General features: G+C 47.5%; 29 protein-coding genes. 28 read left to right on the top strand and 1 reads right to left on the bottom strand.

Annotated elements, in window-relative coordinates; genetic code table 11:
• The first annotated feature begins 203 nt into the window (after positions 1–203).
• Positions 204–476 (top strand): HU family DNA-binding protein, encoded by a 273-nt coding sequence (locus MKY24_RS15450; protein WP_013310732.1) that lies wholly within the window; start codon positions 204–206, stop codon positions 474–476.
• A 71-nt stretch (positions 477–547) separates the two neighbouring features.
• Here MKY24_RS15450 and MKY24_RS15445 read toward each other — a convergent pair whose 3' ends face one another.
• Positions 548–841: a hypothetical protein gene (locus MKY24_RS15445; RefSeq protein ID WP_339200290.1), complete on the bottom strand. Its 294-nt coding sequence runs from the start codon at positions 839–841 to the stop codon at positions 548–550.
• Between the two features lie 37 nt (positions 842–878).
• Between MKY24_RS15445 and mtrB the strand changes: the two genes are divergently transcribed.
• The 27 genes from mtrB to MKY24_RS15310 all read left to right on the top strand — a co-directional run bounded on the left by mtrB (position 879) and on the right by MKY24_RS15310 (position 24,534).
• On the top strand, positions 879–1,109 hold the full coding sequence (gene mtrB / locus MKY24_RS15440; protein WP_013310730.1) for a trp RNA-binding attenuation protein MtrB: 231 nt from the start codon (positions 879–881) through the stop codon (positions 1,107–1,109).
• A gap of 98 nt (positions 1,110–1,207) precedes the next feature.
• Positions 1,208–1,759 carry a hypothetical protein gene (locus MKY24_RS15435; protein WP_023989175.1) on the top strand — a complete coding sequence of 184 codons (552 nt, stop codon included), beginning with the start codon at positions 1,208–1,210 and terminating at the stop codon, positions 1,757–1,759.
• A 116-nt stretch (positions 1,760–1,875) separates the two neighbouring features.
• On the top strand, positions 1,876–2,745 hold the full coding sequence (locus MKY24_RS15430) for a heptaprenyl diphosphate synthase component 1 (RefSeq protein WP_339200289.1): 870 nt from the start codon (positions 1,876–1,878) through the stop codon (positions 2,743–2,745).
• 9 nt (positions 2,746–2,754) lie between these two features.
• Entirely contained in the window at positions 2,755–3,483 is a 729-nt protein-coding gene (locus MKY24_RS15425) for a demethylmenaquinone methyltransferase (RefSeq protein WP_023989173.1), read from the top strand.
• On the top strand, positions 3,476–4,348 hold the full coding sequence (locus tag MKY24_RS15420; RefSeq protein WP_028540635.1) for a UbiA-like polyprenyltransferase: 873 nt from the start codon (positions 3,476–3,478) through the stop codon (positions 4,346–4,348). The genes MKY24_RS15425 and MKY24_RS15420 overlap by 8 nt, the downstream gene beginning before the upstream one ends.
• Positions 4,348–5,007, top strand: coding sequence for a flavin prenyltransferase UbiX (locus MKY24_RS15415; RefSeq protein ID WP_339200288.1), 660 nt, complete (start codon positions 4,348–4,350; stop codon positions 5,005–5,007). Before MKY24_RS15420 ends, MKY24_RS15415 begins: the two co-directional genes overlap by 1 nt.
• Positions 4,964–5,830 carry a menaquinone biosynthesis protein gene (locus MKY24_RS15410; protein WP_279832730.1) on the top strand — a complete coding sequence of 289 codons (867 nt, stop codon included), beginning with the start codon at positions 4,964–4,966 and terminating at the stop codon, positions 5,828–5,830. Before MKY24_RS15415 ends, MKY24_RS15410 begins: the two co-directional genes overlap by 44 nt.
• Positions 5,827–6,801: a polyprenyl synthetase family protein gene (locus MKY24_RS15405; RefSeq protein WP_013310723.1), complete on the top strand. Its 975-nt coding sequence runs from the start codon at positions 5,827–5,829 to the stop codon at positions 6,799–6,801. The genes MKY24_RS15410 and MKY24_RS15405 overlap by 4 nt, the downstream gene beginning before the upstream one ends.
• A gap of 110 nt (positions 6,802–6,911) precedes the next feature.
• Positions 6,912–7,355 (top strand): nucleoside-diphosphate kinase, encoded by a 444-nt coding sequence (ndk, locus tag MKY24_RS15400; protein ID WP_209942701.1) that lies wholly within the window; start codon positions 6,912–6,914, stop codon positions 7,353–7,355.
• A gap of 30 nt (positions 7,356–7,385) precedes the next feature.
• Positions 7,386–8,186 carry a protein-glutamate O-methyltransferase CheR gene (locus MKY24_RS15395; protein WP_023989169.1) on the top strand — a complete coding sequence of 267 codons (801 nt, stop codon included), beginning with the start codon at positions 7,386–7,388 and terminating at the stop codon, positions 8,184–8,186.
• A gap of 228 nt (positions 8,187–8,414) precedes the next feature.
• Positions 8,415–9,584, top strand: coding sequence for a chorismate synthase (aroC, locus tag MKY24_RS15390; RefSeq protein ID WP_028540638.1), 1,170 nt, complete (start codon positions 8,415–8,417; stop codon positions 9,582–9,584).
• 1 nt (position 9,585) lies between these two features.
• Positions 9,586–10,680, top strand: a complete 1,095-nt coding sequence (gene aroB / locus MKY24_RS15385; RefSeq protein ID WP_023989167.1) for a 3-dehydroquinate synthase — start codon at positions 9,586–9,588, stop codon at positions 10,678–10,680.
• A 2-nt stretch (positions 10,681–10,682) separates the two neighbouring features.
• Complete coding sequence (gene aroH, locus MKY24_RS15380) at positions 10,683–11,057, top strand: chorismate mutase (protein ID WP_013310718.1); 375 nt, start codon at positions 10,683–10,685, stop codon at positions 11,055–11,057.
• A 386-nt stretch (positions 11,058–11,443) separates the two neighbouring features.
• Positions 11,444–12,994 (top strand): anthranilate synthase component I, encoded by a 1,551-nt coding sequence (gene trpE / locus MKY24_RS15375; protein WP_028540639.1) that lies wholly within the window; start codon positions 11,444–11,446, stop codon positions 12,992–12,994.
• Positions 12,995–13,028: 34 nt separating this feature from the next.
• Positions 13,029–14,075 carry an anthranilate phosphoribosyltransferase gene (gene trpD / locus MKY24_RS15370; RefSeq protein ID WP_075154393.1) on the top strand — a complete coding sequence of 349 codons (1,047 nt, stop codon included), beginning with the start codon at positions 13,029–13,031 and terminating at the stop codon, positions 14,073–14,075.
• Positions 14,065–14,859 (top strand): indole-3-glycerol phosphate synthase TrpC, encoded by a 795-nt coding sequence (gene trpC / locus MKY24_RS15365; protein WP_028540641.1) that lies wholly within the window; start codon positions 14,065–14,067, stop codon positions 14,857–14,859. The genes trpD and trpC overlap by 11 nt, the downstream gene beginning before the upstream one ends.
• A complete protein-coding gene (locus MKY24_RS15360; protein ID WP_028540642.1) occupies positions 14,856–15,527 on the top strand; it encodes a phosphoribosylanthranilate isomerase in 672 nt (223 codons plus the stop codon). Before trpC ends, MKY24_RS15360 begins: the two co-directional genes overlap by 4 nt.
• Complete coding sequence (gene trpB, locus MKY24_RS15355; protein ID WP_013310713.1) at positions 15,524–16,720, top strand: tryptophan synthase subunit beta; 1,197 nt, start codon at positions 15,524–15,526, stop codon at positions 16,718–16,720. Before MKY24_RS15360 ends, trpB begins: the two co-directional genes overlap by 4 nt.
• The gene (gene trpA, locus MKY24_RS15350; protein WP_023989161.1) at positions 16,717–17,523 is read left to right on the top strand and encodes a tryptophan synthase subunit alpha; all 807 of its coding nucleotides are present in this window, start codon (positions 16,717–16,719) and stop codon (positions 17,521–17,523) included. Before trpB ends, trpA begins: the two co-directional genes overlap by 4 nt.
• A gap of 57 nt (positions 17,524–17,580) precedes the next feature.
• Positions 17,581–18,684, top strand: a complete 1,104-nt coding sequence (gene hisC / locus MKY24_RS15345) for a histidinol-phosphate transaminase (protein WP_023989160.1) — start codon at positions 17,581–17,583, stop codon at positions 18,682–18,684.
• Between the two features lie 26 nt (positions 18,685–18,710).
• A complete protein-coding gene (locus MKY24_RS15340) occupies positions 18,711–19,799 on the top strand; it encodes a prephenate dehydrogenase (protein ID WP_339200287.1) in 1,089 nt (362 codons plus the stop codon).
• 808 nt (positions 19,800–20,607) lie between these two features.
• The gene (locus MKY24_RS15335) at positions 20,608–21,204 is read left to right on the top strand and encodes an RNA polymerase sigma factor (protein ID WP_013310707.1); all 597 of its coding nucleotides are present in this window, start codon (positions 20,608–20,610) and stop codon (positions 21,202–21,204) included.
• Entirely contained in the window at positions 21,201–21,827 is a 627-nt protein-coding gene (locus MKY24_RS15330) for an anti-sigma factor (RefSeq protein WP_071558551.1), read from the top strand. Before MKY24_RS15335 ends, MKY24_RS15330 begins: the two co-directional genes overlap by 4 nt.
• 68 nt (positions 21,828–21,895) lie before the next feature.
• On the top strand, positions 21,896–22,498 hold the full coding sequence (locus MKY24_RS15325) for a histidine phosphatase family protein (RefSeq protein ID WP_264453639.1): 603 nt from the start codon (positions 21,896–21,898) through the stop codon (positions 22,496–22,498).
• 165 nt (positions 22,499–22,663) lie between these two features.
• Positions 22,664–23,773 carry a hypothetical protein gene (locus MKY24_RS15320; protein WP_053325667.1) on the top strand — a complete coding sequence of 370 codons (1,110 nt, stop codon included), beginning with the start codon at positions 22,664–22,666 and terminating at the stop codon, positions 23,771–23,773.
• Positions 23,774–23,825: 52 nt separating this feature from the next.
• On the top strand, positions 23,826–24,332 hold the full coding sequence (locus MKY24_RS15315; protein ID WP_025723088.1) for a gamma carbonic anhydrase family protein: 507 nt from the start codon (positions 23,826–23,828) through the stop codon (positions 24,330–24,332).
• Between the two features lie 22 nt (positions 24,333–24,354).
• Positions 24,355–24,534 (top strand): IDEAL domain-containing protein, encoded by a 180-nt coding sequence (locus tag MKY24_RS15310; protein WP_013371655.1) that lies wholly within the window; start codon positions 24,355–24,357, stop codon positions 24,532–24,534.
• Positions 24,535–24,563 lie beyond the last annotated feature (29 nt).

Genomic DNA, 24,563 nt, shown 5'->3' with positions numbered 1-24,563 from the left:
AAGGGTGCCATAAAACGCCAGTTTCGGCCTATATTGCGGAGGTTAGGTATATTCTATGTATATTTAACGACGAAACGGAAACAGATGATAACATTATGGAAGGCAGTACGCCGCCCGGGTTATTTTATACAGGCGACCTCATATCGGTCATTAACACCGATAACCTTAATGCTGGACTACACTTGAATTGGGAGGTGAATATTATGAATAAAACGGATTTGATCAATCAGGTTTCTGAAAGCACTGAATTGTCCAAAAAGGACGTAACCAAAGCAATCGATGCAGTATTTGAGGCGATCTCTGGAGCGCTGCAAAGCGGAGATAAGGTGCAACTGGTAGGTTTCGGGAACTTTGAGGTTCGTGAACGTTCCGCACGTAAAGGACGTAACCCGCAAACAGGAGAAGAAATCGAAATCCCTGCGAGTAAAATTCCGGCATTTAAACCGGGTAAAGCGCTCAAAGACGGAATTAAATAAGATTTCTTACATATTCCCAATGCGCTGAAAAGACCGTGAATTTGATTCACGGCCTTTTCTTTTTGTCCTGTTTACTTCGTGGTAGAGGTGCTATGGACTGGAGAAGAGGAAGCTGTTCTGCCGTTTCGCGAGGCATAAGCGATCAGCACTAGGGGTTCACCTGTTAGCTCAGCAAATTCATGCTCCAGCTGTTGAAGTCGTTCGATTTGGGCAGGACTGAGATTGGCGGGAAGATAGTTTTTCATCAGATCCGTTCCTTTCTTTAATGGATGGGACTGCACGGATAGTATGGCTCGGGACACGCTAATTGTTGCAGGTGGCGAAGGAAGCATGTAGTTGACAAAACAAGCTTGAATCTCCATCATAAAAAGTATAGCTTCGGCTCTCAGGGAGGAAAAGGACATGGAAGATAATGTGACGGGTAGTAGTGAGTACGTCGTAATTAAAGCGAAAAGCAACGGATGTCAGGTTTTTGGTCTGACCAGAGGTCAGGATACACGCTTGCATCATTCAGAAAAATTGGACAAGGGCGAAGTACTGATCGTCCAATTTACGGATCATACTTCTGCTATTAAAATTCGCGGCAAAGCCGTTGTGATGACCAAGCACGGGGTAGTAGATACGGAGGATTAAAATGCAGGCATAGCCTGCTTTTTTTTGTTGTAGAATGAGAGTGAGGACCTTTACCGTAGCAAACCCACATTATGAGGTAGAGGTCAGGGGAGGCTCTGATGAAACCTTGGATTGTATTCGGTGGCTCCATTCTCATAACCATCGCAGCAGCTGTGTTGCTGCCGTCCTTACAGGTGCTGGACTCAGGAACCGCAGCAGTTCGCGAGACACAGGCGACGATTTCGCCTCAGCAACGGGTGCTGCTGTCGGATGACAATCTGGTGGATACGCTGAATGAGCTGCCGTTGACCACACCGATTGCAAGCGCAAGCTGGGAACATTCAGTCCTGACCCTGGATGTCAAGCTGTCTAAGGAAGAAACTGCCCCACTAGAGATTTATCAAAACATGGCGGAGCTTGCCGCTTTTAGCTTTTACGGAACGACGAATGTACGGCAATTGCTGCTTCGGGTGGTGACACAGGATGAATGGTCAGGAGAACGTCATTTGCTGCTTGCATCCGATATACGCCGGAACGAGTGGACGAACGAGGCATTGGAACAGCTGAGAAGCCGGGAAGGCGCGGAATTGCCAGAGGATTTGAAGTCCCGTTTCCGCATTACGGTAACGCCCATGTGGCAAAACAGGTTTAACGGTGTATATACAGATTAGATGTTTCTGCCGGTGGACCTACAGTACTTTAGTCGCGAATCATTTTAAATTGTGATATAATATAAGGCATTGCAATTATTTGAGTATAGCAGAAAGTCATGTCTCGGAGGCTTAGGATGAAACCGTATCGCGTACCCCAATTAGCAAGGAAATATGTGGAATACGACATGATTCAACAACATACGGAAATGCCGGCTTTTCCTGACAGCCGTACCCGTTTGATGTTTGTGTTTTTGAACCGGAATGCGCAGGAGCTGCATGCCAGTGAGGACGAACTGTACGCATTGGTAACCTCACTTGTGCAGATGGGGCTGGATACGCATGATATGATTGATACTTTATCGGGTATACGGAGCCCGAAGGAGATGCGTTCCAGACAGCTGAAAGTGTTAGCTGGGGACTATTTTAGCAGTCGTTTCTATCAGCTACTTGCACTGGCAGGCCGCATCACGGCCATTTCGAAGCTGAGTGATGCTGTATGTGAAGTGAACGCAGGGAAAATGAGTCTGTACTGGGGGATGAAGCAATTCCGATTGGATGCAACTCAGTATTTAACTCAGATGGTTCGTTTCAAAAAGGAGCTTTTTTTATCATTCACTTCACTTGTAGCAGAACAGGATCAGGAAATTTGGAAGCAGCTTCTCAACAAATTTGCCCTCTGTGACACCTTGGTGGAGGAATGGGGCAAGCGGACAGAACCGGACAAGTCCCGTTTCGGATATATGTTCTGGCATATTTATGGTAACGGGGACCGGAACGAGCAGGCATTGCTTTCAGAGAGTGGTACTGACACTGAAGCATGGCGTAAGCTTGTTCTGAAATACAAAGCCGAGGATGCGATACTGGACAAGCTTCGCACGGCTGTTACACACATCCGGCAGATCCTGTCAGATGATCAAAATACGGGGATCGAGGAATTTGAACGCATGCTTGAGCCTTACCTGAAGCTGCTAAATAGTCCGCACCCAGTTGTGAGGGAAGGTTAGGTGAACGTGATGGGATCAAGCGACACCAAGCCGAAAGAGCAATTCGTTCATGGCGTGTTTGAAAGCATAGCAGGTAAATACGATTTGATGAACGATATACTGAGCTTTCGCAGACATAAGGCTTGGCGGAAATTTACGATGAAAAAAATGAACATGCATCGCGGCGATACGGCAATTGATCTTTGCTGTGGTACATGTGACTGGACGCTTGCGATGGCACGAGCAAGTGAAAGTGGTCACATCGTAGGACTCGATTTTAGTCAGAACATGCTCAATGTTGGCGAGCGTAAGATTACATCAGAATCCCGTGAAAAGCAAATTAAGCTTGTTCAAGGCAACGCGATGGAACTACCTTTTGAAGATAATTCATTTGATTATGCGACGATTGGTTTCGGTCTGCGCAACGTGCCTGATCTGCGCCACGTGTTACAGGAGATGCAACGAGTCGTCAAACCTGGCGGGCAGGTCGTATGTCTGGAATTGTCCAAACCTACTTGGCAGCCGTTCAAGGGAATTTACTACACATATTTTCAACACATCTTGCCCATGCTCGGCAAATTGTTCGCCAAACGTTATGAGCAGTATAAATGGCTCCCTGATTCGTTGGCGCTTTTTCCAGGAAGGGATGAGTTGGCTGGCATCTTCCGTGAAGTCGGATTGAAGGATGTTCAGGCTCATTCTCTCACCGGAGGCATTGCGGCATTGCACATTGGAATCAAGGAGAGTCAGCATGTTTAAGAAAATTGCTATTTTTTTGGAAATGATTAAAATTGAACATACGTTATTTGCGCTCCCATTTGCATTCATGGGGGCTGTATTGGGGTCTGTTATCGTGACAGGCAACCTTCCCTCCTGGCCGCAGATCGGCTGGATTCTGCTAGCTATGGTTGGCGCACGTAGCGCGGCTTTTGGCTTCAATCGTATGATTGACCGGGTGATTGACGGGAAAAATCCGCGCACAGCAGGACGCGCTATCCCGGCGGGGTTGCTCAAATCGAGCGAAGTGGTGATTTTCATTATCGTCAGTTTGGTGTTGTTATTCTGGGCATCATTCAAGTTAAGTCCGCTGGCGTTCAAGCTGTTCCCGCTGGCCTTTTTTATGCTCGTTTTTTATTCTTACACCAAGCGTTTCACTTGGCTTTGCCATATTGTGCTTGGTCTGACCATTGGTTTGGCGCCACTCGGCGCGTGGGTTGCAGTAACGGGACAAATAGATTTGACTGCTATCGTACTATATCTCACGATTGCATTTTGGACGGCGGGATTTGATGTAATTTATGCTTGTCAGGATATAGATTTTGACCAAAACGAAGGAGTTTATTCTATTCCTGCCCGTTTTGGTGTAGCAGGTGCGTTGAACATCGCTCGGGCATTCCACGTCATTACGGCAATCGGATTTATTGTACTGTTCTTTATTGCAGATTTAAGCTGGTGGTATCTGGCGGGCATGATTATTTCGTACATTATTTTATTTTATGAACACTATATCGTATCTCCAAAAGATTTGAGTCGTTTGCAGACGGCATTCTTTACTATGAACGGTGTACTTAGCACTGTCGTGTTTGCCTTTACACTGATTGATTTGGTGGTGCGTCAATACTAATGAATAATCAGGTGAGCGGACATCAAGGCAAACGAATCGTTATTGGCATTACAGGCGCGAGCGGAAGCATTTATGGTGTGCGACTGGTAGAGACTTTGCTGGACTTGCAATACACAGTTCACCTGATCGTTTCCAATGCTGGCTGGCGGGTATTGAAAGAGGAGTTGGGCTGGAATGTGACTGACCGGGAAGGGGCTTTGAATGAACAATTCGGAGGCCTTCCCGGTTCTCTTGTATACCATCCGTTCACAGATATTGGAGCTTCGATTGCGAGCGGCTCTTATTTGGTGGATGCGATGATTATTATGCCATGCTCGATGGGGACGTTGTCAGCAGTAGCACACGGTTCGTCCGATAACCTTATGGCGAGAGCAGCGGACGTGATGATGAAGGAAGGTCGTCCGCTGATCCTTGTGCCTCGTGAAACACCTCTACATGCCATTCATTTGGAAAACATGCTTAAGCTTGCGAGACTCGGCGTCAAAATGATTCCGGCTATGCCGGCTTTTTACTTTCATCCGAAGACGCTGGATGATATTGTGCTGTTCCTCGTAGGCAAAGTATTGGACAGCTTGCGTATAGAACATCAACTGTTTACGAGATGGGGGGATTCCGATGCCGACGCCGGACACCAAGACAATCACAATCGGAAAAATTAAATATACAAACGCTTGGCCTATTTTTCATTATTTTAATCCTTCTGAGCTTCTCCATTCGGCGGAGATGGTTTCTAAAGTTCCGGCTGAATTGAATCGAGGTATGCTGAATGGGAGTTTGGATATCAGTGCGATGTCCTCATTTGCGTATGCATCGGGTGCTGAGGAAATGCTATTGTTGCCGGATTTATCCGTCAGTGCAGATGGTCCTGTGCAATCCATTTTACTATTTTCACGCAAGCCGCTGGACGAAATCAAAAACGGAACCATTGCACTAACGAATACGTCTGCTACATCCGTGAATTTGTTGAAAATTTTGATGCAAAAGGCATGGGAAGGTCAGCCTTCCTATTTTGACTGTGAACCGGATCTTGACTTGATGCTGGAACAGGCAGATGCAGGGCTACTGATTGGAGATCACGCGATTAAGGCATCTTGGCGAAGCGAAGGTCTGTATGTTACGGACCTCGGAGAAGAGTGGAAGCGCTGGACGGGCTATAGTATGACTTTTGCTGTATGGGCAGTACGACGTGCTGTTGCTGCTCAAAATCCTGCGGCGGTGGCTGAAATTGCAAGTGCGTTCCGCGCAAGCAAGCAGCATAGTCTGTCGGACCTGACGCCTGTTATTTCTGAAGCATGCGAGGAAATTGGAGGTCTGCGAGATTATTGGGAGCGCTACTTTACTAATCTGTGTTATGATTTTGGAGAGAAGCAACAACAAGGTTTAGAGCTTTATTTTCAGTATGCGCATGAACTGGGGCTGCTTGACCGACGAGTGAAGCCGCTTCTCTGGAGTGACAATACGCTGACACGGGTGAAAGAATGAAACGATTGGATTTGTTCGGTTTATTAAAGAAGGATATGAACTTTATAGAAGAAGAGTTGTATCGCAGTATCGACAGTACGGAGCCGTTGATTAATGATACGTCGCTTCATCTGCTTAAAGCAGGGGGCAAGCGTTTGCGTCCCGTATTTGTATTGCTGGGAGGCAAGTTTGGAGAATATGATCTGGACAAGCTCAAGCGTATAGCGGTACCTCTGGAACTGATTCATTCTGCCTCTCTCGTTCACGACGATGTGATTGACGATGCGGAAATGAGACGCGGTCAACCCACCGTGAAGTCCAAATGGGACAATCGGGTGGCTATGTACACCGGAGACTACATATATGCACGTGCGCTGTCTATTGCTGCTGGACTGCCGAATCCCGACATTCACCGGGTACTGTCTAAAGCGCTGGTGCAGATGTCCATTGGTGAAATGGAACAAATTCGTGATTTTTTTAATGTGGATCAGAGTGTGCGGAATTATTTGCTTCGCATACGGCGAAAAACGGCATTGTTGATTGCGGTTAGTTGCCAGCTGGGAGCTATGGCTGCAGGGGCACGAGAAAGTGTCAATTCCCTGCTGTACAGCTACGGCTATAACGTAGGTATGGCTTTTCAAATTCAGGATGATCTGCTTGATCTGTGTGGCACGGAAAAAAAGATTGGCAAGCCGCCGGGCAGCGATATGAGACAGGGGAATATTACGCTTCCGGTGATTTATGCGCTTGAACAGCCTGAGTTGCGTGCCGATCTACTGGCTGAAATCCGCCGCATTCAGGATGGAGATGGGCAAGGAGACGCACGCAAAGCGGTGGATATGATCAAAAAAAGTGAAGGAATCGCTAAAGCTGAAATTCTCGCCGACCGATATATTAATAAAGCGCTAAACGCGCTGGACTTACTACCAGATGTCAAAACAAAAAAGACGCTACGCGATATTGCTCATTTTGTAACACGCCGCTCCTACTAAAGTTGTGTTTTGGGTTTGCTGTGACAAAATGCTTTAACCGGTTCCAAGCTTTCTGTTACAATACAGTTTAGTACTGTATAAATACATTAGATTGGATTGGGAGTGAGCCGATGGATCGTACTTTTTTGATGGTTAAACCGGATGGTGTACAACGTGGATTGATTGGACGTATCATCAGTCGACTGGAAGACAAAGGCTTCAAAATGACGGCTGGCAAGCTTGTGCAAGTATCTAGAGAACAGGCAGAACGGCATTATGCGGAGCATGTGGGCAAGCCTTTTTTTGAAGAGCTTGTAGGTTTTATCACATCAAGTCCTGTGTTTGCTATGGTATGGGAAGGGGATAACATCGTTACGCTTTCCCGCTTGTTGATTGGTAAAACACAAGTAACTGAAGCTCTTCCGGGCACAATTCGTGGAGACTTTGCAGCACATACACCGTTTAACCTCATTCATGGTTCAGATTCACCGGAGAGCGCAGAGCGCGAGATTGCAAATTTTTTCATGCCGGAAGAATCCGTTCGGTATGAAAAAAGTGTGGCGACCTGGATGTAAGTTAAATTACGTATGAAGAAGGATGGTAGCATGACGGATATGGAACTGGGTCAGACGGACCCCGATTACACAGCGTTTATCCGCAAAATCAAGGACAGCACAGGTATTGATCTTGCACAATACAAAGAAGCACAGATGAAAAGGCGGTTAACTACGCTTCGCAACAAAAACGGGTTTCCCAGTTTTGTTTCTTTTTATGATGCCATGATGAAGGAAAAACCTCTATTCTATGAATTTCTGGATCGAATGACGATCAATGTTTCGGAATTTTGGCGAAATCCCAATCGGTGGGAAGTGCTGCGGGATACAATCTTGCCACAGCTGCTTGTGGGGAAGCAGAAGCTTAAGCTGTGGAGTGCGGCCTGCTCGACTGGTGAAGAGCCTTATAGCCTGGCTATGGTTCTCGACGGTAAAGGGATTTTAGGAAATTGTTCCATTACAGCTTCCGACATTGATGACGGTGCATTGGCAAAAGCCAAGGAAGGCAAATATTTGGAGCGTTCGCTCAAGGATGTACCTGAGCAGGTGGCTAGCAAATATTTTAAGCCGGATGGTGCGATGTATCGAATTGATGACCGTTTGAAACAAGCCGTGAAATTTCAAAAGCAAAACTTGCTGCTGGATCGGTTTGAGGATGGTTATGATCTCATTATCTGTCGAAATGTAATGATTTATTTTACAGAAGAGGCAAAACATACGTTGTATCAAAAGTTTGCAGCCAGTCTTCGTCCCGGCGGTGTGTTATTTGTCGGTAGTACAGAGCAAATCTTTTCTCCTAACCAATATGGTCTGGAATCGACGGAAACCTTTTTTTATCGCAAAAAAGCATAAGCCTGCATATATCATCCAAAGTTTGTAGGAACTTATTTATATCCTTGAGTAATTGATGGTTGGCTTATCAGCAAAGCACGTCCTTTAGCCCCTTTGGCTAAGAGGCGTGTTTTTGTTTATCTGCATACACGTGGCTTTTCTTGTCAAAGAAAGGTGCGTATACTATAATGAAGCACAGTTAAAGATTTTAGCGATGCACAGTTTAACAGTTTAAAGGGGGAACGCGTCATGAGTTTACGTTATTTAACCGCGGGGGAAACGCATGGTCCCCAGCTAACTGCCATTGTAGAGGGTATGCCGAGCAATTTAAAATTGGATTTTGAGGAATTGAATTTTCAGCTGCACCGTCGTCAGAAAGGGTATGGACGGGGTCGGCGTATGCAGATTGAAAAAGATACGGCGAAGATTGCCGGAGGCGTACGTCACGGCTATACCACAGGTGCACCGATTGCGCTGGTTGTGGAAAATAACGATTGGAAGCACTGGCAGAACATTATGAATATTGAGCCTATTGAAGGCAGTGATGAAGACAAGCGTCGGGTTCACCGGCCACGTCCGGGTCATGCGGATTTGAATGGCGGAATGAAATACAACCTGAAGGACCTTCGTAACGTGCTGGAGCGCTCCAGTGCACGTGAAACAGCAATTCGTGTGGCATGCGGCGGTTTGGCCCGTCAATTGCTGGCTGAGTTCGGAATCAAGGTGGCAGGTCAGGTCATCCGTATTGGGGAAATCGAAGCTCCTTACCGTGATTTGCCGATTGATGAGCTGATTGCCGTGACAGAAGCCTCCTCGGTGAGAGTAACCGATCCAGAAACCGAAAAGAAAATGGAAGCATACATTGATCTGATCAAGCAAGAAGGTGATTCAGTCGGTGGGGTAGTGGAGTGTATTGTAGAAGGTGTTCCGATTGGTCTGGGCAGTCATGTACAGTATGATCGGAAACTGGATGCACGTATCGCACAAGGCGTCATGTCGATTAATGCATTTAAAGGCGTGGAGATTGGCATCGGCTTTGAAGCAGGGGAATTGCGCGGTTCACAGGTGCATGACGAGATTCTATATGATGAGGAACGTGGATATCACCGTCGTACCAATCGTTTGGGTGGTTTTGAGGGTGGTATGACGAATGGAATGCCAGTTGTGGTTCGTGGCGTAATGAAGCCGATTCCCACACTCTACAAGCCGTTGCAAAGCGTCGACATTGATACAAAGGAAGCGTTCACCGCACAGGTTGAGCGTTCGGATGCATGTGCAGTGCCAGCGGCAAGCGTAGTCATGGAGCATGTCGTAGCTTGGGAGATTGCGAAAGCTTTGCTAGAAAAATTCGGTGGGGATTCGATTGAAGAGATTCGCGCGAATATTGCATCCTACGAAGAACAACTGGGGCGGTACTAAGATGAGTACGCTGACGGTACAACTTGGCGAACGTTCTTATCCTATTCATATCGGACGAGGGCTGTTACATCGAGCCGGAGAGTTGTTGAAGGAACGAGGAATTGCGCAAAAAAGCCCGTTGTTGATTGTTTCTGACGAAAATGTAGCGGGATTCTACTTGGCAACATTGGAGAGCAATCTTCAGGCATCTGGCTACAAGACAGTGTCCTTTGTCGTTAAGCCAGGTGAAACCTCCAAGTCGCTTGCTGTATTTGAGCAGGTCATAACAGCAGCCATTGAGGGCGGTTTGGATCGCAATTCAGCCGTTATTGCACTTGGTGGTGGTGTGGTGGGTGATTTGGCTGGATTTGTGGCAGCTTCTTATATGAGAGGTGTCAAGTTTGTACAGATCCCCACTACGATCCTTGCCCATGATAGTAGCGTGGGTGGTAAGGTCGGCATCAACCATCCTTTGGCGAAGAATATGATAGGAGCCTTCCATCAACCGGAACTTGTGTTATATGACGTAGATACGTTGTCTACCTTGCCTCCTCGTGAGGTATCTGCGGGGCTTGCTGAAATGATCAAGCATGGTTTGATCTGGGATGCTGATTTCGCCCAGTGGTGCCGTGACCATGCGACTGATTTACTTGCGCTGGATGCGACAGCTCTGGAGTACGGTCTGGAAAAGGGATGTTCCGTAAAAGCCGAAGTGGTGTCGCGCGATGAACGAGAAAATGATTTACGCGCTATTCTAAACCTAGGTCATACGATTGGTCATGCGATTGAAGCCATTGCGGGATATGGTGAGTTTTTACACGGGGAAGCCATTTCTATTGGTATGGTCGGCTCCGCACTTTTGGGCGTGAAGCTGGGGGCAGATCCTTCTTTGGTAGATGAAACGAAGGATATGTTGTCTTCGCTACGGCTACCGACCTCCCTTCCGTCACATCTCGATACAGATCGGCTGCTGGACGCGATGATGCATGACAAAAAGTTCAAAGAAGGCAGCATTACTTTTGTCGTCCCACGTAGCATCGGGCACGTGGAGGTTGTGAAGGATATTTCCGTCTCTTACATCCGACGAGTTATTGAACAGTTAAAAGAGGGGGCGTAACGATGTACAATCGGGGAATTCGTGGCGCGACGACCGTAGTGAATAATGAAGAAAACGAAATTTTGGAAGCAACATGCCAACTACTGGAGGAAATTGTATCCTACAATGAAATTCAGCCGGAGGATATTAGTAACGTATGGATTACGGTGACCCATGACCTGGATACTGCCTTTCCAGCCAAGGCCATTCGTCAGCTTGATGGCTGGGATATGGTTCCGCTCATGTGTGCATTAGAAATTCCTGTGGCAGGCAGTTTACCCAAGTGCATCCGTTTGATGGTACAGGTGAACACCGATAAATCCCAGCGGGAAATTAAACATGTATATTTGAACGGAGCACAGGCGTTAAGACCGGATCTGGCTTCCCAAGGGAAATAAGTGCCCGTTTTTAAAGTTGATGGTTGCCAAAGTAACATCCCATGAGATATAGTGTGTGTAGCAGAGTTAAGTAGAGTAGAGTTAGCCAGAGACAGAGTTGAGATGAGAAGAGTGCAGCCTTAGCCAATTCCATATGAGATTACAGAGATCGGCGGTAGCGGGTAAGCTTTTGTCTATGAAGAGATATTCTTCTACAGAGAAGCTTATTTGAGGCAACCTGTGCGGTTATACAAAAGGGATGAGTGTATACTTATCTATTTGCTGTAGTCATTTTACATATGGAGCATTCTTATAATTTCGATAACTGACAGCCTCTACCTTATCGGTAGAGGCTTTTTTATATTCTCTCCTTTGGTTCTGCGCCAATTTGGAAAGGAAGTGATCTCATGTTAACGCCGCATGTGGAGCAAGTGATAACGATGGCGAGTGAATTTAACCTGATTCCTGTGTACAAAAAAGTGCTGGCTGATATGGAGACGCCGATTCGGATTTTCCGTCGGTATGCCGAGCGGGACCGTGCCTTTCTGCTAGAGAGTGTAGAGGGAGGCGAACAGTGGGCGCGACATTCATTCATCGGTACAGACCCGTTTCTAATGGTCTCGGGTAAAAAAGGACGTTTGATATTGGAGCAACACGGTAAACGGCAAATATTAAACGACAAGCCGATTGAAGCGCTCAAAGCATTGCTTCGTAAATACCGTAGTCCGAAACTGAAAGAAATGCCTCCATTTACAGGCGGGGCTATCGGATTTTTTGGATATGACTTGCTTCAATACTATGAAAAGCTGCCAGAGCATTCGGTAGATGATTTGAATATGGATGATATTCGTTTTATGTTCTGCGATCAAGTAATTGTCTTTGATCATGTGAAACAGCAAATTTTGCTGGTCGGCAATGTTCATATAGGCGAAGGGTTTCGCGATGAGGACATTCGTGCTGCTTATGCTGATGTGGAACGCAGGTTGGAGGAAACGGCGCAGTATCTGCGCAAGCAGACCCCGCCTGAGCGATTAGGATCGGCTTCCATTCCTGATGATGTGGAACTAGGTGAGATCCAATCCAATATGACGAAGGAACAATTTATATCAAACGTAGAGCAGGCGAAGGAGTATATCCGCTCCGGTGATATTTTTCAGGTTGTACTATCCCAGCGTTTTCACATTGATACAGAGGCCTCTCCTTTACAGGTATACCGCGTGCTGCGCACGATGAACCCGTCGCCATATATGTATTATTTGAAAATGGATGACGAGATCATCGTAGGTACCTCGCCTGAGGCACTCGTCAAGGTGGAAAACGGCCGGGTAGAAACCCGTCCTATTGCAGGAACGAGACCGCGTGGGGTAACGGAGACAGAAGATGCGGCACTTGCTGAAGAACTGTTAAACGATGAAAAAGAGCGTGCAGAACATCTGATGCTGGTCGATTTGGGAAGAAATGATTTGGGCCGTGTATCACAGTTTGGCACAGTCAAATGCGATACGTTTATGGAAATTGAACGCTATTCCCATGTCATGCACATTGTTTCCAATGTGTCAGGTGAGCTACGTGAGGACAAAGATTTCTTCGATGCCTTCCTGTCTTGTCTGCCAGCTGGCACTGTATCGGGGGCTCCGAAGCTACGGGCCATGGAGATTATTGCTGAGTTGGAGCGGGAAGCACGCGGACCCTATGCAGGGGCGATTGGATATTTGGGCTTCTCGGGCAATATGGACGCTTGCATTACGATTCGCACGATTGTGTTTAAAAAGAACCGGGCCTATGTCCAGGCAGGCGCTGGAATTGTGTGGGACTCGGTTCCGGAAAGCGAGTATCAGGAGACGGTAAACAAAGCAAAGGCATTGCTGAAGGCAATCCGCACGGCAGAAGTGATGTTCCCGGCAACGACACAGCCCTATAACAGCGTCATCAACCAGGATTATTTGTATACTCCGTAACACACAAAAATCTGATTTTGAGGAGGAGACGACAATGGAACGACATGACATGATGCAAGTGGGGTTAAGCCGGATCATTGAGGGACAGCATCTTTCGCGTACGGAGGCCCGTAGCGTAATGGAACAGATTATGAGTGGAAGTGCTACACAGGCGCAAATTGGCGGGCTGCTGACGGCTCTTCGCCTCAAAGGGGAAACGGTAGATGAAATCACTGGTTTTGCCGAGGCTATGCGTAGCTACGCTAGTCCAGTGCAAGCTGAAGAAGGTAGTGGTCGTTTGCTGGACACATGTGGCACTGGAGGTTCGGGTATTCACAAGTTTAATATTTCCACGATATCCGCGATCATCGCAGCTTCGGTGTCAGTGCGGGTAGCAAAGCATGGCAATCGTTCTGCAAGTGGCCGTGCTGGGAGCGCTGATGTCCTGGAGGCATTGGGAGTCAACATTCATTTGACGAGTGATCAGGCTAGGTCATGTCTGGACCGAATCGGCATCTGCTTTTTATTCGCGCAGCTGTATCATCCGTCTATGAAGCATGCCGCCGCGCCGCGTCGCGAGCTGGGTGTACGGACGGTATTTAATATGCTTGGTCCATTGACGAATCCGGCTGGTGCGGATCGGCAGCTGTTGGGCATTTATGACGCCAACAAAACGGAAGTCATTGCCGAGGTATTGAACCAGCTCGGCTCCAAACGGGCCATGGTTGTCAGTAGTCTGGATGGGCTAGATGAAATTAGTATTTCAGCTGCGACACGAGTATCCGAGCTGAAGGACGGCAAGGTTCGCACGTTCGAGCTTCATCCGTCGGATCTGGGCTTGCAGACGCATTCTCTCGATCAGGTGCTGGGTGGCGACGCACAGGTTAACGCAGATATCATACGACGAATTTTGAACGGAGAGCATGGAGCTTATCGGGATGTTGTGCTAGCGAATGCAGGAGCGTGCATTTATGTATCAGGGGCAGCAGACACCTTGACGGACGGAGTAGCACGAGCGGCAGAAGCCATTGACTCGGGACTGGCACTCTCCAAGCTGGATCAATTAATACAGGCAACGGGGGAATATCAATATGTATCTTGATAAAATTGTGGTGACGAAGCGACAAGAAGTGGAGCAGCTTAAGAAGCATTTTCAAATAAGTGAAGCTGAACGATTAATTGCTGATTTACCTGCGACGAGAGGATTCGAAAATGCGATCGCGAGCGGACGCAACCGTCCGCTCGGACTGATTGCTGAGGTGAAGAAGGCTTCCCCATCCAAAGGGTTGATTCGACCGGATTTCCATCCTGTGGACATTGCACGTGCATATGAGGGAGCAGGAGCGGATTGCATTTCTGTACTGACAGATGTGACGTATTTTCAGGGGAGCCCTAAATATTTACAGCAAATTCGCGATCAGGTGAAGATTCCGCTGCTGCGAAAGGATTTTATCATTGATGAACGGCAAATATATGAAGCTCGTCTGCTGGGAGCGGATGCGGTGCTGTTGATTGCCGCTATCCTGGAACCGCGTGTATTAGGGTCCTTTTTACAGATCGCCAAGGACCTCGGGCTGGACGCATTGGTAGAGGTGCATGACAGCGAGGAGCTTAAAGCGGTGCTGGAGCTGGGGACAGCAACCTTGATTGGTGTAAATAACCGAAATCTGCGGACATTCGAGACTCGTCTCCAGACGACAGAGGAGCTGATCTCACTAATTCCTAAAGGGATTACGTTCATCAGTGAGAGCGGAATTGCGGGACCGGAAGATGTTAAGTATCTGTATTCGGTAGGTGCACACGGTATCCTGGTCGGGGAGCATCTGATGCGCAAGGAAGATGTAGGACAGGCTGTAGCCGAATTGATGGACGGGGTTAAAGCATGAACAAAACGGGCATAAAAATTTGTGGACTTCAAAGCGTTGAAGTGCTAAAATCTATGGTAAACTTACCGGTCGATTATATAGGTTTTGTGTTTGCCGACAGCAAGCGCCGGATTGACGGCGTACAGGCTGGAGAGCTGCTTCGCGTATTGGATGAATGGACCTCAGGCAGCAGACCGCGCAGCGTGGGTGTATTTGTGAACCCTGGTGATGCACTGTTAAATGATGTGATGGAGAAAGCACCCTTGGATGTCATACAGCTGCATGGGCAGGAAAGTCCGCAGCGCTGTCGGGAGATCAGGGAGCGTTTTGGTATACAGGTATTCAAGGCATGGTCTGTGGACAGTCAAGGGCAGCTAGAACGCTCGGCGGACGAATTGGATGCCTATGTCGGGACAATTGACGCTTTACTGCTGGATACATACGATCCCCTGTATGGTGGCGGCTCCGGAAAAACGTTTGCGTGGGATCGAATTCCTGCCTATCAGGCTTGGACTCATCAACATGGAATTCCTTTGTTTGTAGCCGGCGGGCTGACTGCCGATAATGCGGAAAAGCTAGTTCATGAGTATCATCCCGATGGGCTGGATGTATCCAGCGGTGTAGAGACGAACGGAGTCAAGGACATTGCAAAAATCACAGCATTCGTAGAAAGGGTGAAGCAGGCATGACACAATTACCTGATAACAACGGACGTTTTGGAACATTTGGAGGACGTTTTGTACCGGAAACGTTGATGAACGCACTGATTGAATTGGAGGAATCCTACCGTAAGTACGCGGATGATCCCGAGTTTAAAGCAGAGTTGAACGGGCTCCTAAAGGACTATTCTGGTCGGGAAACGCCGCTTTATCATGCGGAGCGTCTGAGTCAGCATTTGGGCGGGGCTAAAATTTACTTGAAGCGCGAAGATTTAAATCATACCGGTGCCCACAAAATCAATAATGCATTAGCTCAGGGTTTGTTGGCGAAGCGTATGGGTAAACAGAAGGTCATTGCTGAGACAGGCGCAGGACAGCATGGTGTCGCGACAGCGACTGTGGCTGCGTTGCTCGGATTGGAATGCAAGGTGTTTATGGGCGAAGAGGATACTGTGCGCCAGCAGCTGAACGTCTTTCGGATGCAGCTTTTGGGTGCAGAGGTCATTCCGGTGACATCGGGTACACGTACACTTAAGGATGCCGGGAATGAAGCTTTGCGTTACTGGGTCAGCCATGTCCATGATACGTTCTATATTTTGGGTTCAGCTGTCGGCCCGCATCCGTATCCGATGATGGTGCGGGACTTCCAACGTGTGATTGGTGATGAAACACGTCGCCAGATCCTAGAGAAGGAAGGCAGACTTCCGGATGTCATCGTGGCAGCGATCGGTGGCGGAAGCAATGCCATCGGCATGTTTTATCCTTTTATTGAGGATCAGGGCGTCGCTTTGATTGGCGTGGAGGCCGCTGGAAAAGGTGTCGAAACGGAATTCCATGCAGCTACAATGACCAAGGGAACACAAGGGGTCTTCCAAGGATCTATGAGTTATCTGCTTCAGGATGAGTACGGACAAGTGCAGCCTGCGCATTCCATCTCGGCTGGACTGGATTATCCAGGTGTTGGACCGGAGCATTCATACCTGAAAGATATTGAGCGGGCCAAGTATGTTCCGATTACCGATCAGGAAGCGCTGGATGCGCTTCAGCTTCTCTGCCGTACCGAAGGAATACTTCCTGCATTAGAGTCGGCACATGCAGTTGCACAGGTCGTCAAGCTGGCACCTACGTTGACGGCAGATGATATTATCGTCATATGTTTGTCTGGACGCGGGGATAAAGATGTGGACTCCATTATCAAGTATTTGGGAGGAAATCCGTCATGAATTTAATTGATCAGGCGTTTGGTCGCCTTAAAAATGAAGGCAAAACGGCATTAATTCCTTTTCTGACGGTAGGCGACCCGGATGTGGATACTACAATAGAGATCATTAGGCAGTTAGAGTCGGCCGGAGCTGACATATTGGAACTGGGTGTACCCTATTCCGACCCACTGGCTGACGGTCCTGTAATTCAGCGCGCGTCTGAGCGTGCACTGAAACGGCAAATTTCCATCCGCACGTGCATGGAGACAGCTTCTCTGGCTAGGGCGGCAGGTTCAAGCCTGCCTTTTATTCTGTTCACGTATTATAACCCTGTATTACAGATGGGTATGGATGCTTTCTTTGCAGGCTTGCAGGAGCACGGTATCAGTGGTCTGATTATTCCGGACCTTCCGCTTGAGGAAGCGGAGGAACTGGGAGGACGGGCAGCAGAGGTGGGTGTGCATCTGATTCCTCTGGTGGCTCCAACTTCTGAACAGCGGATCGAGCGAATTGTCCGTCAGGCCAGAGGATTTGTATACTGTGTATCCTCGCTGGGTGTAACCGGGGAAAGAGCTTCCTTTTTTGAAGGTATAGAGGGCTTTATCGCGCAGGTCAAACGGCATACGGATATTCCGGTAGCGGTCGGCTTTGGGATCTCTACTCAAGAGCAGGTAGCCCGGTTTTCAAACATTTGCGATGGAGTTGTGGTCGGCAGTGCTATTGTACGTCAGGTGGAAGAAGCCATTCCATTGCTGAATGATTCTGCGCGCAGGCAAGAAGGTCTTTTGCAAATTCATAATTTTGTGGCACAATTAAAGCAGTAATGGCTGTCAAAATAGAAAGTAATAAATATGTTCTGATTGGATAGAGGAGGTAGGGGCATGCAACCTAAACCGCATATTGTACATTTGCCAGTATATCAGCCCGGTAAACCGATTGAAGACGTAAAACGTGAGCTGGGACTCGATGAAGTCATCAAGCTCGCCTCGAACGAGAATCCGTATGGTAGCTCTCCCAAAGTGTTGCAGGCCATTCAGCAGGAGTTTGCTAACATTAGTGTATATCCTGACGGAAGTGCCGTAGCTTTGACACAGGCACTAGCTAAACGGACGGGTTTAAAAGAGGAACAGTTTATCTATGGCTGCGGATCTGACGAAATAATTGCGTTGATTACGCGTGCTTTTCTCCTTCCCGGGGAAGAAAGCATTATGGCCGATCAGACATTTTCCGTATACAAAAGTAACGTAGAAATTGAGGGAGCGGTTGCAGTTGAGGTGCCTTTGCGTGACGGTGTACATGATCTGGATGCTATGCTGTCCCACATCAATGACCGTACGAAAATTATTTGGATCTGTAATCCAAATAACCCGACGGGCACGATTGTACCCGAAGCAGAGCTGATTGCGTTTTTGGACCAAGTACCAAAGCATATCATGGTTGTACTGGATGAAGCCTACGCCGAGTTTGTGACGGATCGCTCGTATCCCGACGGCATTCGTTTGTTGCCAGCGTATGAAAACCTGGTTGTACTACGCACCTTCTCCAAAATCTATGGGCTTGCTTCGCTGCGCATTGGTTATGGTATGGGAGCTGAGTCAATCATTCGCTTGATAAATCAGGTTCGTGAACCGTTTAATACATCACGGGTAGCACAGGCTGCGGCCATTGCTGCCTTGGAAGATCAGGAATTTGTTCAAGAATGCCGGGATCGTAATGCGGAGGGCAGAGCTTATTTGCAAAATGAGCTGAAGCGTCTGGGACTGGAGTCTTTCCCGGCACATGGTAATTTTATTATGCTGGATGTACGTCGTCCATCCGGTGAAGTATTCCAGGAGTTGCTTCGTAAAGGTGTGATTATTCGCGCAGGTCATCACAAATATCCGACATATATTAGGGTGTCGGTTGGATCACAGCCGCAAAATGAGTTGTTTATTCGTGCGCTGGAACAGGTCCTGGGGGCGGAAGCGGCGAAAGTACGCCTATAATTTCCGCAGATGGGATTTGATAATTGATGAAGATTGCCATTTTCGGCGTGGGACTGATTGGTGGGTCCCTCGCACTTTGTTTTAAAGGGAAGCCGAATATTACTGTTGTCGGCCATGCTCATCTCCCTGAACTGATGGAACCGATGTTAAGCCGTGGTGTCGTGGACACCGCGACTCTCTCGGTTGAAGAAGCGGCAGCGGATGCCAATTTTATTTTTTTATGCGTACCTGTGGGCTTACTGGAGCATTATCTCGAACTGTTAAGCAAGTTACCGCTTAAAGCGGGTTGTATTATCACTGATGTAGGCAGCACGAAATCGGCAATTGCCAAGAAAGCATCAGAAATTTCTTTGCGCAACGCTTACTTTATCGGTGGTCATCCAATGGCCGGTTCAGAGCGTTCCGGTGTAAAGGCTGCTTCCGCGTTGCTGTTTGAAAACGCATATTATGTGCTTTCCCCGGCAGAGGGTGTGCCAGAGGAAGCATACAGTTCACTGGAACGTTTGTTAAAATATACTAGTGCTCATGTTGTGCGTGTCCAACCTGATATGCACGATGACATTGTCGGCGCGATTAGCCATCTTCCGCACATTATTGCAGCGGCGCTGGTGAATCAGGTGCGAAAGCACAATGATGAAAATCCGTTGTACCGTACATTGGCTGCCGGTGGGTTCCGTGATATTACACGGATAGCCTCTAGTGATCCGGTTGTGTGGCGGGACATCTTACTGAGCAATCGTGAAGTTTTACTAGGTCTGTTGGAAGAATGGAACGGACAGATTGAGCGTTTTACCCATTTACTGAGAATACAAGACGGTGAGGGAATAGCTGACGAGTTTTTGACAGCTGGGCACTTCCGCAGTGAACTGCCAGAGCGTCGCAAAGGAGTCATCGTCTCCACGTTTGATCTGTATATTGATGTACCGGATACCCCAGGGATTATCGGGCGAATTGCTATGGAACTCGGTAATCACAGCATTAATCTGAGCAATATGCAAATCATTGAAAGCCGGGAGGATGTCCCAGGCATCATGCGGCTTTCCTTCCGTCAAGAGCAGGATTGGGAGCGTGCTAAGACTCTGCTGGATTCGATGGGCTATAAAGTGGTGGTTTAGAAAGGAAAGTGTGTGTTGTGTAAGGAGGCCGCTTCGCGATTCATTTAATCTTACGATCGCTGTTGCCGCCGGATTTTTTTCGATCAGATTCTTTAATGGGAAAATCCGGTGGCAAAGGCGAACGCTCCGCTTCTCCAGATTCAAATGAACCTCTGCGCTACTGACCGCCTATAAAGCAACACGCACTTTCTGGGAGTGAAGTAGTAGAAAAGATTTAGAGCGGACGAAGGTTTCTTCGTCCGCTTTTTTTAAAGCTCCTTTTTTTGAATAAAAAAAAGACCACCCGGGTAAAGCCCCGGGTGGTAGCTACTTTTAGTGAAGTAGCTGAGTAGGATAGGAGTGGAGAGAAACCATACTGTACTTTTATTATATGTATACGTTTTCATTTTGTCAATAATTTTTTAAAGCGTTTTCTTTTTGTGTATTTATCCTTATTGGTGCATTTGAATAGAACACTTTCAATCGGTTAGTCATTTAATCTTGAAAAAATTTAAAATCCATTGAAAAGCTGTATAAATGAATTAGTTGCCAGCGTTAGGGAGGCATTGATGGAAATCGTGGGGATTTTGGACTTTTTTACTGGCGGTCATTTTGTGGTACAATGGGTAAGTCCATTTTGGATGTTGAATATTGTTGGGGATAGCACCGTTAATGTTGGCACTACATAGGGTAAGAAAATAACAAATGTTCCATGATGCTGTTTCATCCATTTGCGCAGAGTGCGCAACTTTTTTTGACCTGTTCGGTATATATAGACAGAATCGAACGGGAAAACAGCACATGTATGGGCGAGGAGGGTCTCACTCGGATGATGACAGATTCCCAGATGATTCAGGAAATCAAACAAGGTAATGTTGAGGTTTATTCAGAATTAATGAGGCGGCACCAACGTAAAATTTTAGCTTTTGTTTATCATATGCTGAAAAGTTCGAACCTGGAAATGATTGCTGAGGACTTATGCTCAGAAACGTTTTATAAAGCGTATCGGAGCCTGCACTCTTTTCGCGAGGTAGACGCATCGTTCTCCACTTGGTTATATACAATTGCACGCAATACGGTGCTAAGTGAGCTTCGCAAGCACCGTAGCGGTCAGGTTCCATTGGAGGAGAGCGGTTATGTACCGGTAGCTCCATCGGATGTAATTCCGGAGCAGGCCGTCCTTCGCGGTGAGAAGGTAGAGATGGTTCGTGAAGCGATCAATAGATTGCCTGAGAAGCAGCGATCTGCGCTGATTTTGCGTGAATATGAGCAATTAGATTATCAGGAGATTGCGACTATTTTAGGACAGACGGTCAGTGCGGTGAAGTCATTGCTTTTCCGGGCAAGAACCAGTGTGAAGACGCAGTTGGAGCCTTATTTTTTTGAGCCTCTCTATGAGGAAAACGAAGGGATGAGCAGCCAATGAAATCCAGGGACACTGAGGATTTGTTCGCTACAGGCAAAAATGTATCGAAACAAGACTCGGAGCGCAGACGGGCCAAAAGCTCGTCTGCTGGGTGGGAGCATGGTTCGGAAGAAAAAGAGTGGGATTTGTCAAAAGAAAATCGATCCACCATTCGTGATATTTCCTTTGAAATAACAGATGATAAGCTAGAGGCAATGAATCGCAGGGTCATGGATCGAATTTATGAAGAATCACCGTGGCTTGTTCCGGGCGAGCATCGACGTGCGCGTGTGAACCCAGCAGCCCGTAAGTATATGTCTGTATGGATCGCCGGCTTCTTGGCCGTATTTTTATGCAGCTTTTTGTTTTTGAACTGGAATGGAAGCTCCTCTCAGGAAAATCCCCCTCAAGCAGCTCCTGTCATGGACACTGGTATTTTACCGACAGGCCTGTTGGAAACTACAAGTACATCTCCACAATATCAATACCACATTAAAGATGTGAATAGTGGCATTATGGACCCGCTGGTTGCTAGCATTGTTCCTACTTATCCGCAATACTGGATGCTGTTGTCTGTATTGGCACTTGCGCTTGCTTTATTTTCTCTGGGCTGGATCCATCGGGCGAGAAGGGTCAGAAATTAGCAGGACAGCTGGTCCAATATGAATTCATAACAATGACTGAATAACAAAACAGCGGAGGAAACGACACGATGCTTATTGGCTTGATCAGACATGGATTGACGGATTGGAATGCGGTAGGGAAAATCCAGGGCCACAGTGATATTCCGTTGAATGAGGAAGGGCGCCGACAGGCACGCTTGCTAGCAGAACGATTAAAGGAAGAGCCTTATCATTGGGACGGGCTTATTACAAGTAGTCTCTCCAGAGCGAAAGAGACCGGGGAGATTATTGCTTCTGCTCTGCATCTCCCGTTGTTAGAGTCTGATGATCGACTAAGAGAACGTGCTTATGGTCAGGTCGAGGGCATGACGCAGGCCGAGCGTGAAGAGAAGTGGGGAGTCGACTGGCATCTGCTGGATCTCGGGCAGGAAAGCGATGCAGATCTTCAGCTTCGTGGGCTAGCTTTTATGGAGGCCATTTGGACGGGAAATCGGGACAAGAATCTGCTGGTCGTTTCCCACGGCGGTTTTTTGGCTAATTTGTATAAGGCTCTGTATCAGGAAAAATTCACGGAACGAATCGGCAATTTGTCACTTAGTGTACTCCAGCGTGAGGATATGGATTGGGCACCACTTTTGTATAACTGCACGAAGCATTTGCAAGAGAAAAGTGACTGTAACTCAAAAAGTTAGTAAAAGACCATGGCTTCTACTCATTGTAGGAGTCGTGGTCTTTTTTATTTTTTAATTATAGCTTTGCAAAAAAAAGGTTTAGAGTCTGAACAATCCGTCAAAGCTGTGGGTACAACAGGTAAGAATCAATTCCGGATGACAGTCCAGTGACGAGGCGATGGAACAATGAATCTGGCGGATATGCTGACATTTGCGGATATTGTGCATTTGAACAGAATCGCGGTGTATTACGATTGTGACTGTAAACCTAATTCCAAGCATGAGTTGATCCAGGGGATTTTGACGAAGCTCGGCAGCAGTAGTTTTTTTGAGACGCAGGTCAAGGAGCTGAGGTTGTCAGAGGTAAGGTTTTTGAACGCGCTGCTGTTCGATGACCGACCGTATTTCAGCATGGAGGAATTGGTTGCAATAGCCAAACAGTCTGTTGAGGAGGACGAAAGTCCTGGTGAGCGGCCAAGGGATATTGTGACCCGTCTGCGTTCTAGTGGCTGGTTGTTCAATGGTTCGACGCACAATACGAGGTATTTGTTCCAAATTCCGTTGGATATGAAGGAGCGTTTTCGACGTGTTATGGTACATGACTTCCAAAGCGGAATGACACGGGTGAGCGAACCGTCGTCGTACCGGGATGAAGGGCATCTGCTGGCAGAGGATTTACGGCTTTTCCTTCAATACATGGGGCAGCATGAGGTTCCGCTAAATCCCGAGGGAGCTTGGTATCGTCGCAATCAGCAGCAGCTGATGGAGCATTTGCACATTGCGGAGCCGCTTTTGGGTAAGGGAGGATGGCGTTTCGGGTATGGCTCCTCTTTTAAGTTTTATCCAGACCGAATGGCACTACTGTATGATTATGCCCGTCACTCCAAGTACATTGAGGAGAAAGGGGACCAAGTTGTGCTGACGGCAAAGGGAGAAGCGCATCAGGAGCATACAATTGAGCAGGAAATGATACAGCTATTCAGGTTTTGGTTAAGATTGTATAAAGGAGCCGTTCCTAATTTGCTCTCTCTAGTCTACTGGATTGGAGAATGTGCCAGGCCTTGGACGTCCTCAGAGTCGCTTTTTGTACATATCGGCCCACTGATTCGACCGTTTTACTATGATACGCCCCGTTCGGTCTTTGATCAGAGGATTATACGAATGATGCTTCACTTGGGTATGCTTCGTCAGGGTGAACATTCGACAGGACCATCTGTACAGATGACGGCCTGGGGGCTGAAGTTGGCGGGAGAGTGCCGCATTGGGCGGAACGACTCGGGTATACGGCTCCATTGACAAGCAGCACACATGTTGATAGAATTTCACCCAAAATGAGAGGGTGAAGTTGATGCTGATTCACTATAACGGAAACATGCCACAGCTCCATTCATCTGTCTATGTGGCAGAAGGAGCAAAAATTGTCGGAAAAGTAACGATCGGTCAAGATTCCTCTGTATGGTTTAATGCCGTACTGCGCGGAGATATGGCGCCTATCATCATCGGTGAACGCTGCAATATTCAGGACGGTGTCGTGGGACATGTGAACACGGATCAGCCCCTGTTGCTGGCGGATGACATTTCGGTAGGTCATGCTGCAATAATCCACGGTTGTACGGTAGGCAAAGGCACTTTAATCGGTATGGGGGCCATTGTACTCAACGGAGCGGAGCTTGGTGAATATGCTTTAATAGGAGCAGGGTCGGTCGTTACGGAAAATACCAAAATACCACCCTATACTCTTTCTCTCGGTACACCTGCCAAAGTGGTGCGCGAATTGACAGATGCAGATTTGCAGCGGATGTCACGAACGGCACTCAGCTATGTGGCGAAAGGAAAAGAATATAGGATCTCTTAAACTCATGTTGGAGGTGCATCCTATGGATAAAATGAAGGTTACTTATGAAGTAATGTTGGGCCTGTCTGCTGAGATGGTTTTGGACGAGGCATTACGTAAACACCGGAGTGAAAAACTCTACAAGGATATTGATGAGGCGCTAGCCTCCGGAGATGAAGTAGCTTTTCGTCATCTTACGGATGAGCTGAAAGCAATGAGTTAGAACAATTTTAGGAACCCTAAGTTGGATTT

The organism is Paenibacillus sp. FSL P2-0322 (assembly GCF_037975315.1).
GTDB classification, from domain to species: Bacteria; Bacillota; Bacilli; order Paenibacillales; family Paenibacillaceae; genus Paenibacillus; species Paenibacillus polymyxa_B.
This window is presented reverse-complemented; position numbering and strand designations above follow the sequence as displayed.

Excerpts from the sequence above, each read along its gene's own strand:
- MKY24_RS15450 (WP_013310732.1), top strand. The coding sequence starts at position 204 with ATGAATAAAACGGATTTGATCAATCAGGTTTCTGAAAGCACTGAATTG.
- MKY24_RS15445 (WP_339200290.1), bottom strand. The coding sequence starts at position 841 with ATGATGGAGATTCAAGCTTGTTTTGTCAACTACATGCTTCCTTCGCCA.
- mtrB (WP_013310730.1), top strand. The coding sequence starts at position 879 with ATGGAAGATAATGTGACGGGTAGTAGTGAGTACGTCGTAATTAAAGCG.
- MKY24_RS15435 (WP_023989175.1), top strand. The coding sequence starts at position 1,208 with ATGAAACCTTGGATTGTATTCGGTGGCTCCATTCTCATAACCATCGCA.
- MKY24_RS15430 (WP_339200289.1), top strand. The coding sequence starts at position 1,876 with ATGAAACCGTATCGCGTACCCCAATTAGCAAGGAAATATGTGGAATAC.
- MKY24_RS15425 (WP_023989173.1), top strand. The coding sequence starts at position 2,755 with ATGGGATCAAGCGACACCAAGCCGAAAGAGCAATTCGTTCATGGCGTG.
- MKY24_RS15420 (WP_028540635.1), top strand. The coding sequence starts at position 3,476 with ATGTTTAAGAAAATTGCTATTTTTTTGGAAATGATTAAAATTGAACAT.
- MKY24_RS15415 (WP_339200288.1), top strand. The coding sequence starts at position 4,348 with ATGAATAATCAGGTGAGCGGACATCAAGGCAAACGAATCGTTATTGGC.
- MKY24_RS15410 (WP_279832730.1), top strand. The coding sequence starts at position 4,964 with ATGCCGACGCCGGACACCAAGACAATCACAATCGGAAAAATTAAATAT.
- MKY24_RS15405 (WP_013310723.1), top strand. The coding sequence starts at position 5,827 with ATGAAACGATTGGATTTGTTCGGTTTATTAAAGAAGGATATGAACTTT.
- ndk (WP_209942701.1), top strand. The coding sequence starts at position 6,912 with ATGGATCGTACTTTTTTGATGGTTAAACCGGATGGTGTACAACGTGGA.
- MKY24_RS15395 (WP_023989169.1), top strand. The coding sequence starts at position 7,386 with ATGACGGATATGGAACTGGGTCAGACGGACCCCGATTACACAGCGTTT.
- aroC (WP_028540638.1), top strand. The coding sequence starts at position 8,415 with ATGAGTTTACGTTATTTAACCGCGGGGGAAACGCATGGTCCCCAGCTA.
- aroB (WP_023989167.1), top strand. The coding sequence starts at position 9,586 with ATGAGTACGCTGACGGTACAACTTGGCGAACGTTCTTATCCTATTCAT.
- aroH (WP_013310718.1), top strand. The coding sequence starts at position 10,683 with ATGTACAATCGGGGAATTCGTGGCGCGACGACCGTAGTGAATAATGAA.
- trpE (WP_028540639.1), top strand. The coding sequence starts at position 11,444 with ATGTTAACGCCGCATGTGGAGCAAGTGATAACGATGGCGAGTGAATTT.
- trpD (WP_075154393.1), top strand. The coding sequence starts at position 13,029 with ATGGAACGACATGACATGATGCAAGTGGGGTTAAGCCGGATCATTGAG.
- trpC (WP_028540641.1), top strand. The coding sequence starts at position 14,065 with ATGTATCTTGATAAAATTGTGGTGACGAAGCGACAAGAAGTGGAGCAG.
- MKY24_RS15360 (WP_028540642.1), top strand. The coding sequence starts at position 14,856 with ATGAACAAAACGGGCATAAAAATTTGTGGACTTCAAAGCGTTGAAGTG.
- trpB (WP_013310713.1), top strand. The coding sequence starts at position 15,524 with ATGACACAATTACCTGATAACAACGGACGTTTTGGAACATTTGGAGGA.
- trpA (WP_023989161.1), top strand. The coding sequence starts at position 16,717 with ATGAATTTAATTGATCAGGCGTTTGGTCGCCTTAAAAATGAAGGCAAA.
- hisC (WP_023989160.1), top strand. The coding sequence starts at position 17,581 with ATGCAACCTAAACCGCATATTGTACATTTGCCAGTATATCAGCCCGGT.
- MKY24_RS15340 (WP_339200287.1), top strand. The coding sequence starts at position 18,711 with ATGAAGATTGCCATTTTCGGCGTGGGACTGATTGGTGGGTCCCTCGCA.
- MKY24_RS15335 (WP_013310707.1), top strand. The coding sequence starts at position 20,608 with ATGATGACAGATTCCCAGATGATTCAGGAAATCAAACAAGGTAATGTT.
- MKY24_RS15330 (WP_071558551.1), top strand. The coding sequence starts at position 21,201 with ATGAAATCCAGGGACACTGAGGATTTGTTCGCTACAGGCAAAAATGTA.
- MKY24_RS15325 (WP_264453639.1), top strand. The coding sequence starts at position 21,896 with ATGCTTATTGGCTTGATCAGACATGGATTGACGGATTGGAATGCGGTA.
- MKY24_RS15320 (WP_053325667.1), top strand. The coding sequence starts at position 22,664 with ATGAATCTGGCGGATATGCTGACATTTGCGGATATTGTGCATTTGAAC.
- MKY24_RS15315 (WP_025723088.1), top strand. The coding sequence starts at position 23,826 with ATGCTGATTCACTATAACGGAAACATGCCACAGCTCCATTCATCTGTC.
- MKY24_RS15310 (WP_013371655.1), top strand. The coding sequence starts at position 24,355 with ATGGATAAAATGAAGGTTACTTATGAAGTAATGTTGGGCCTGTCTGCT.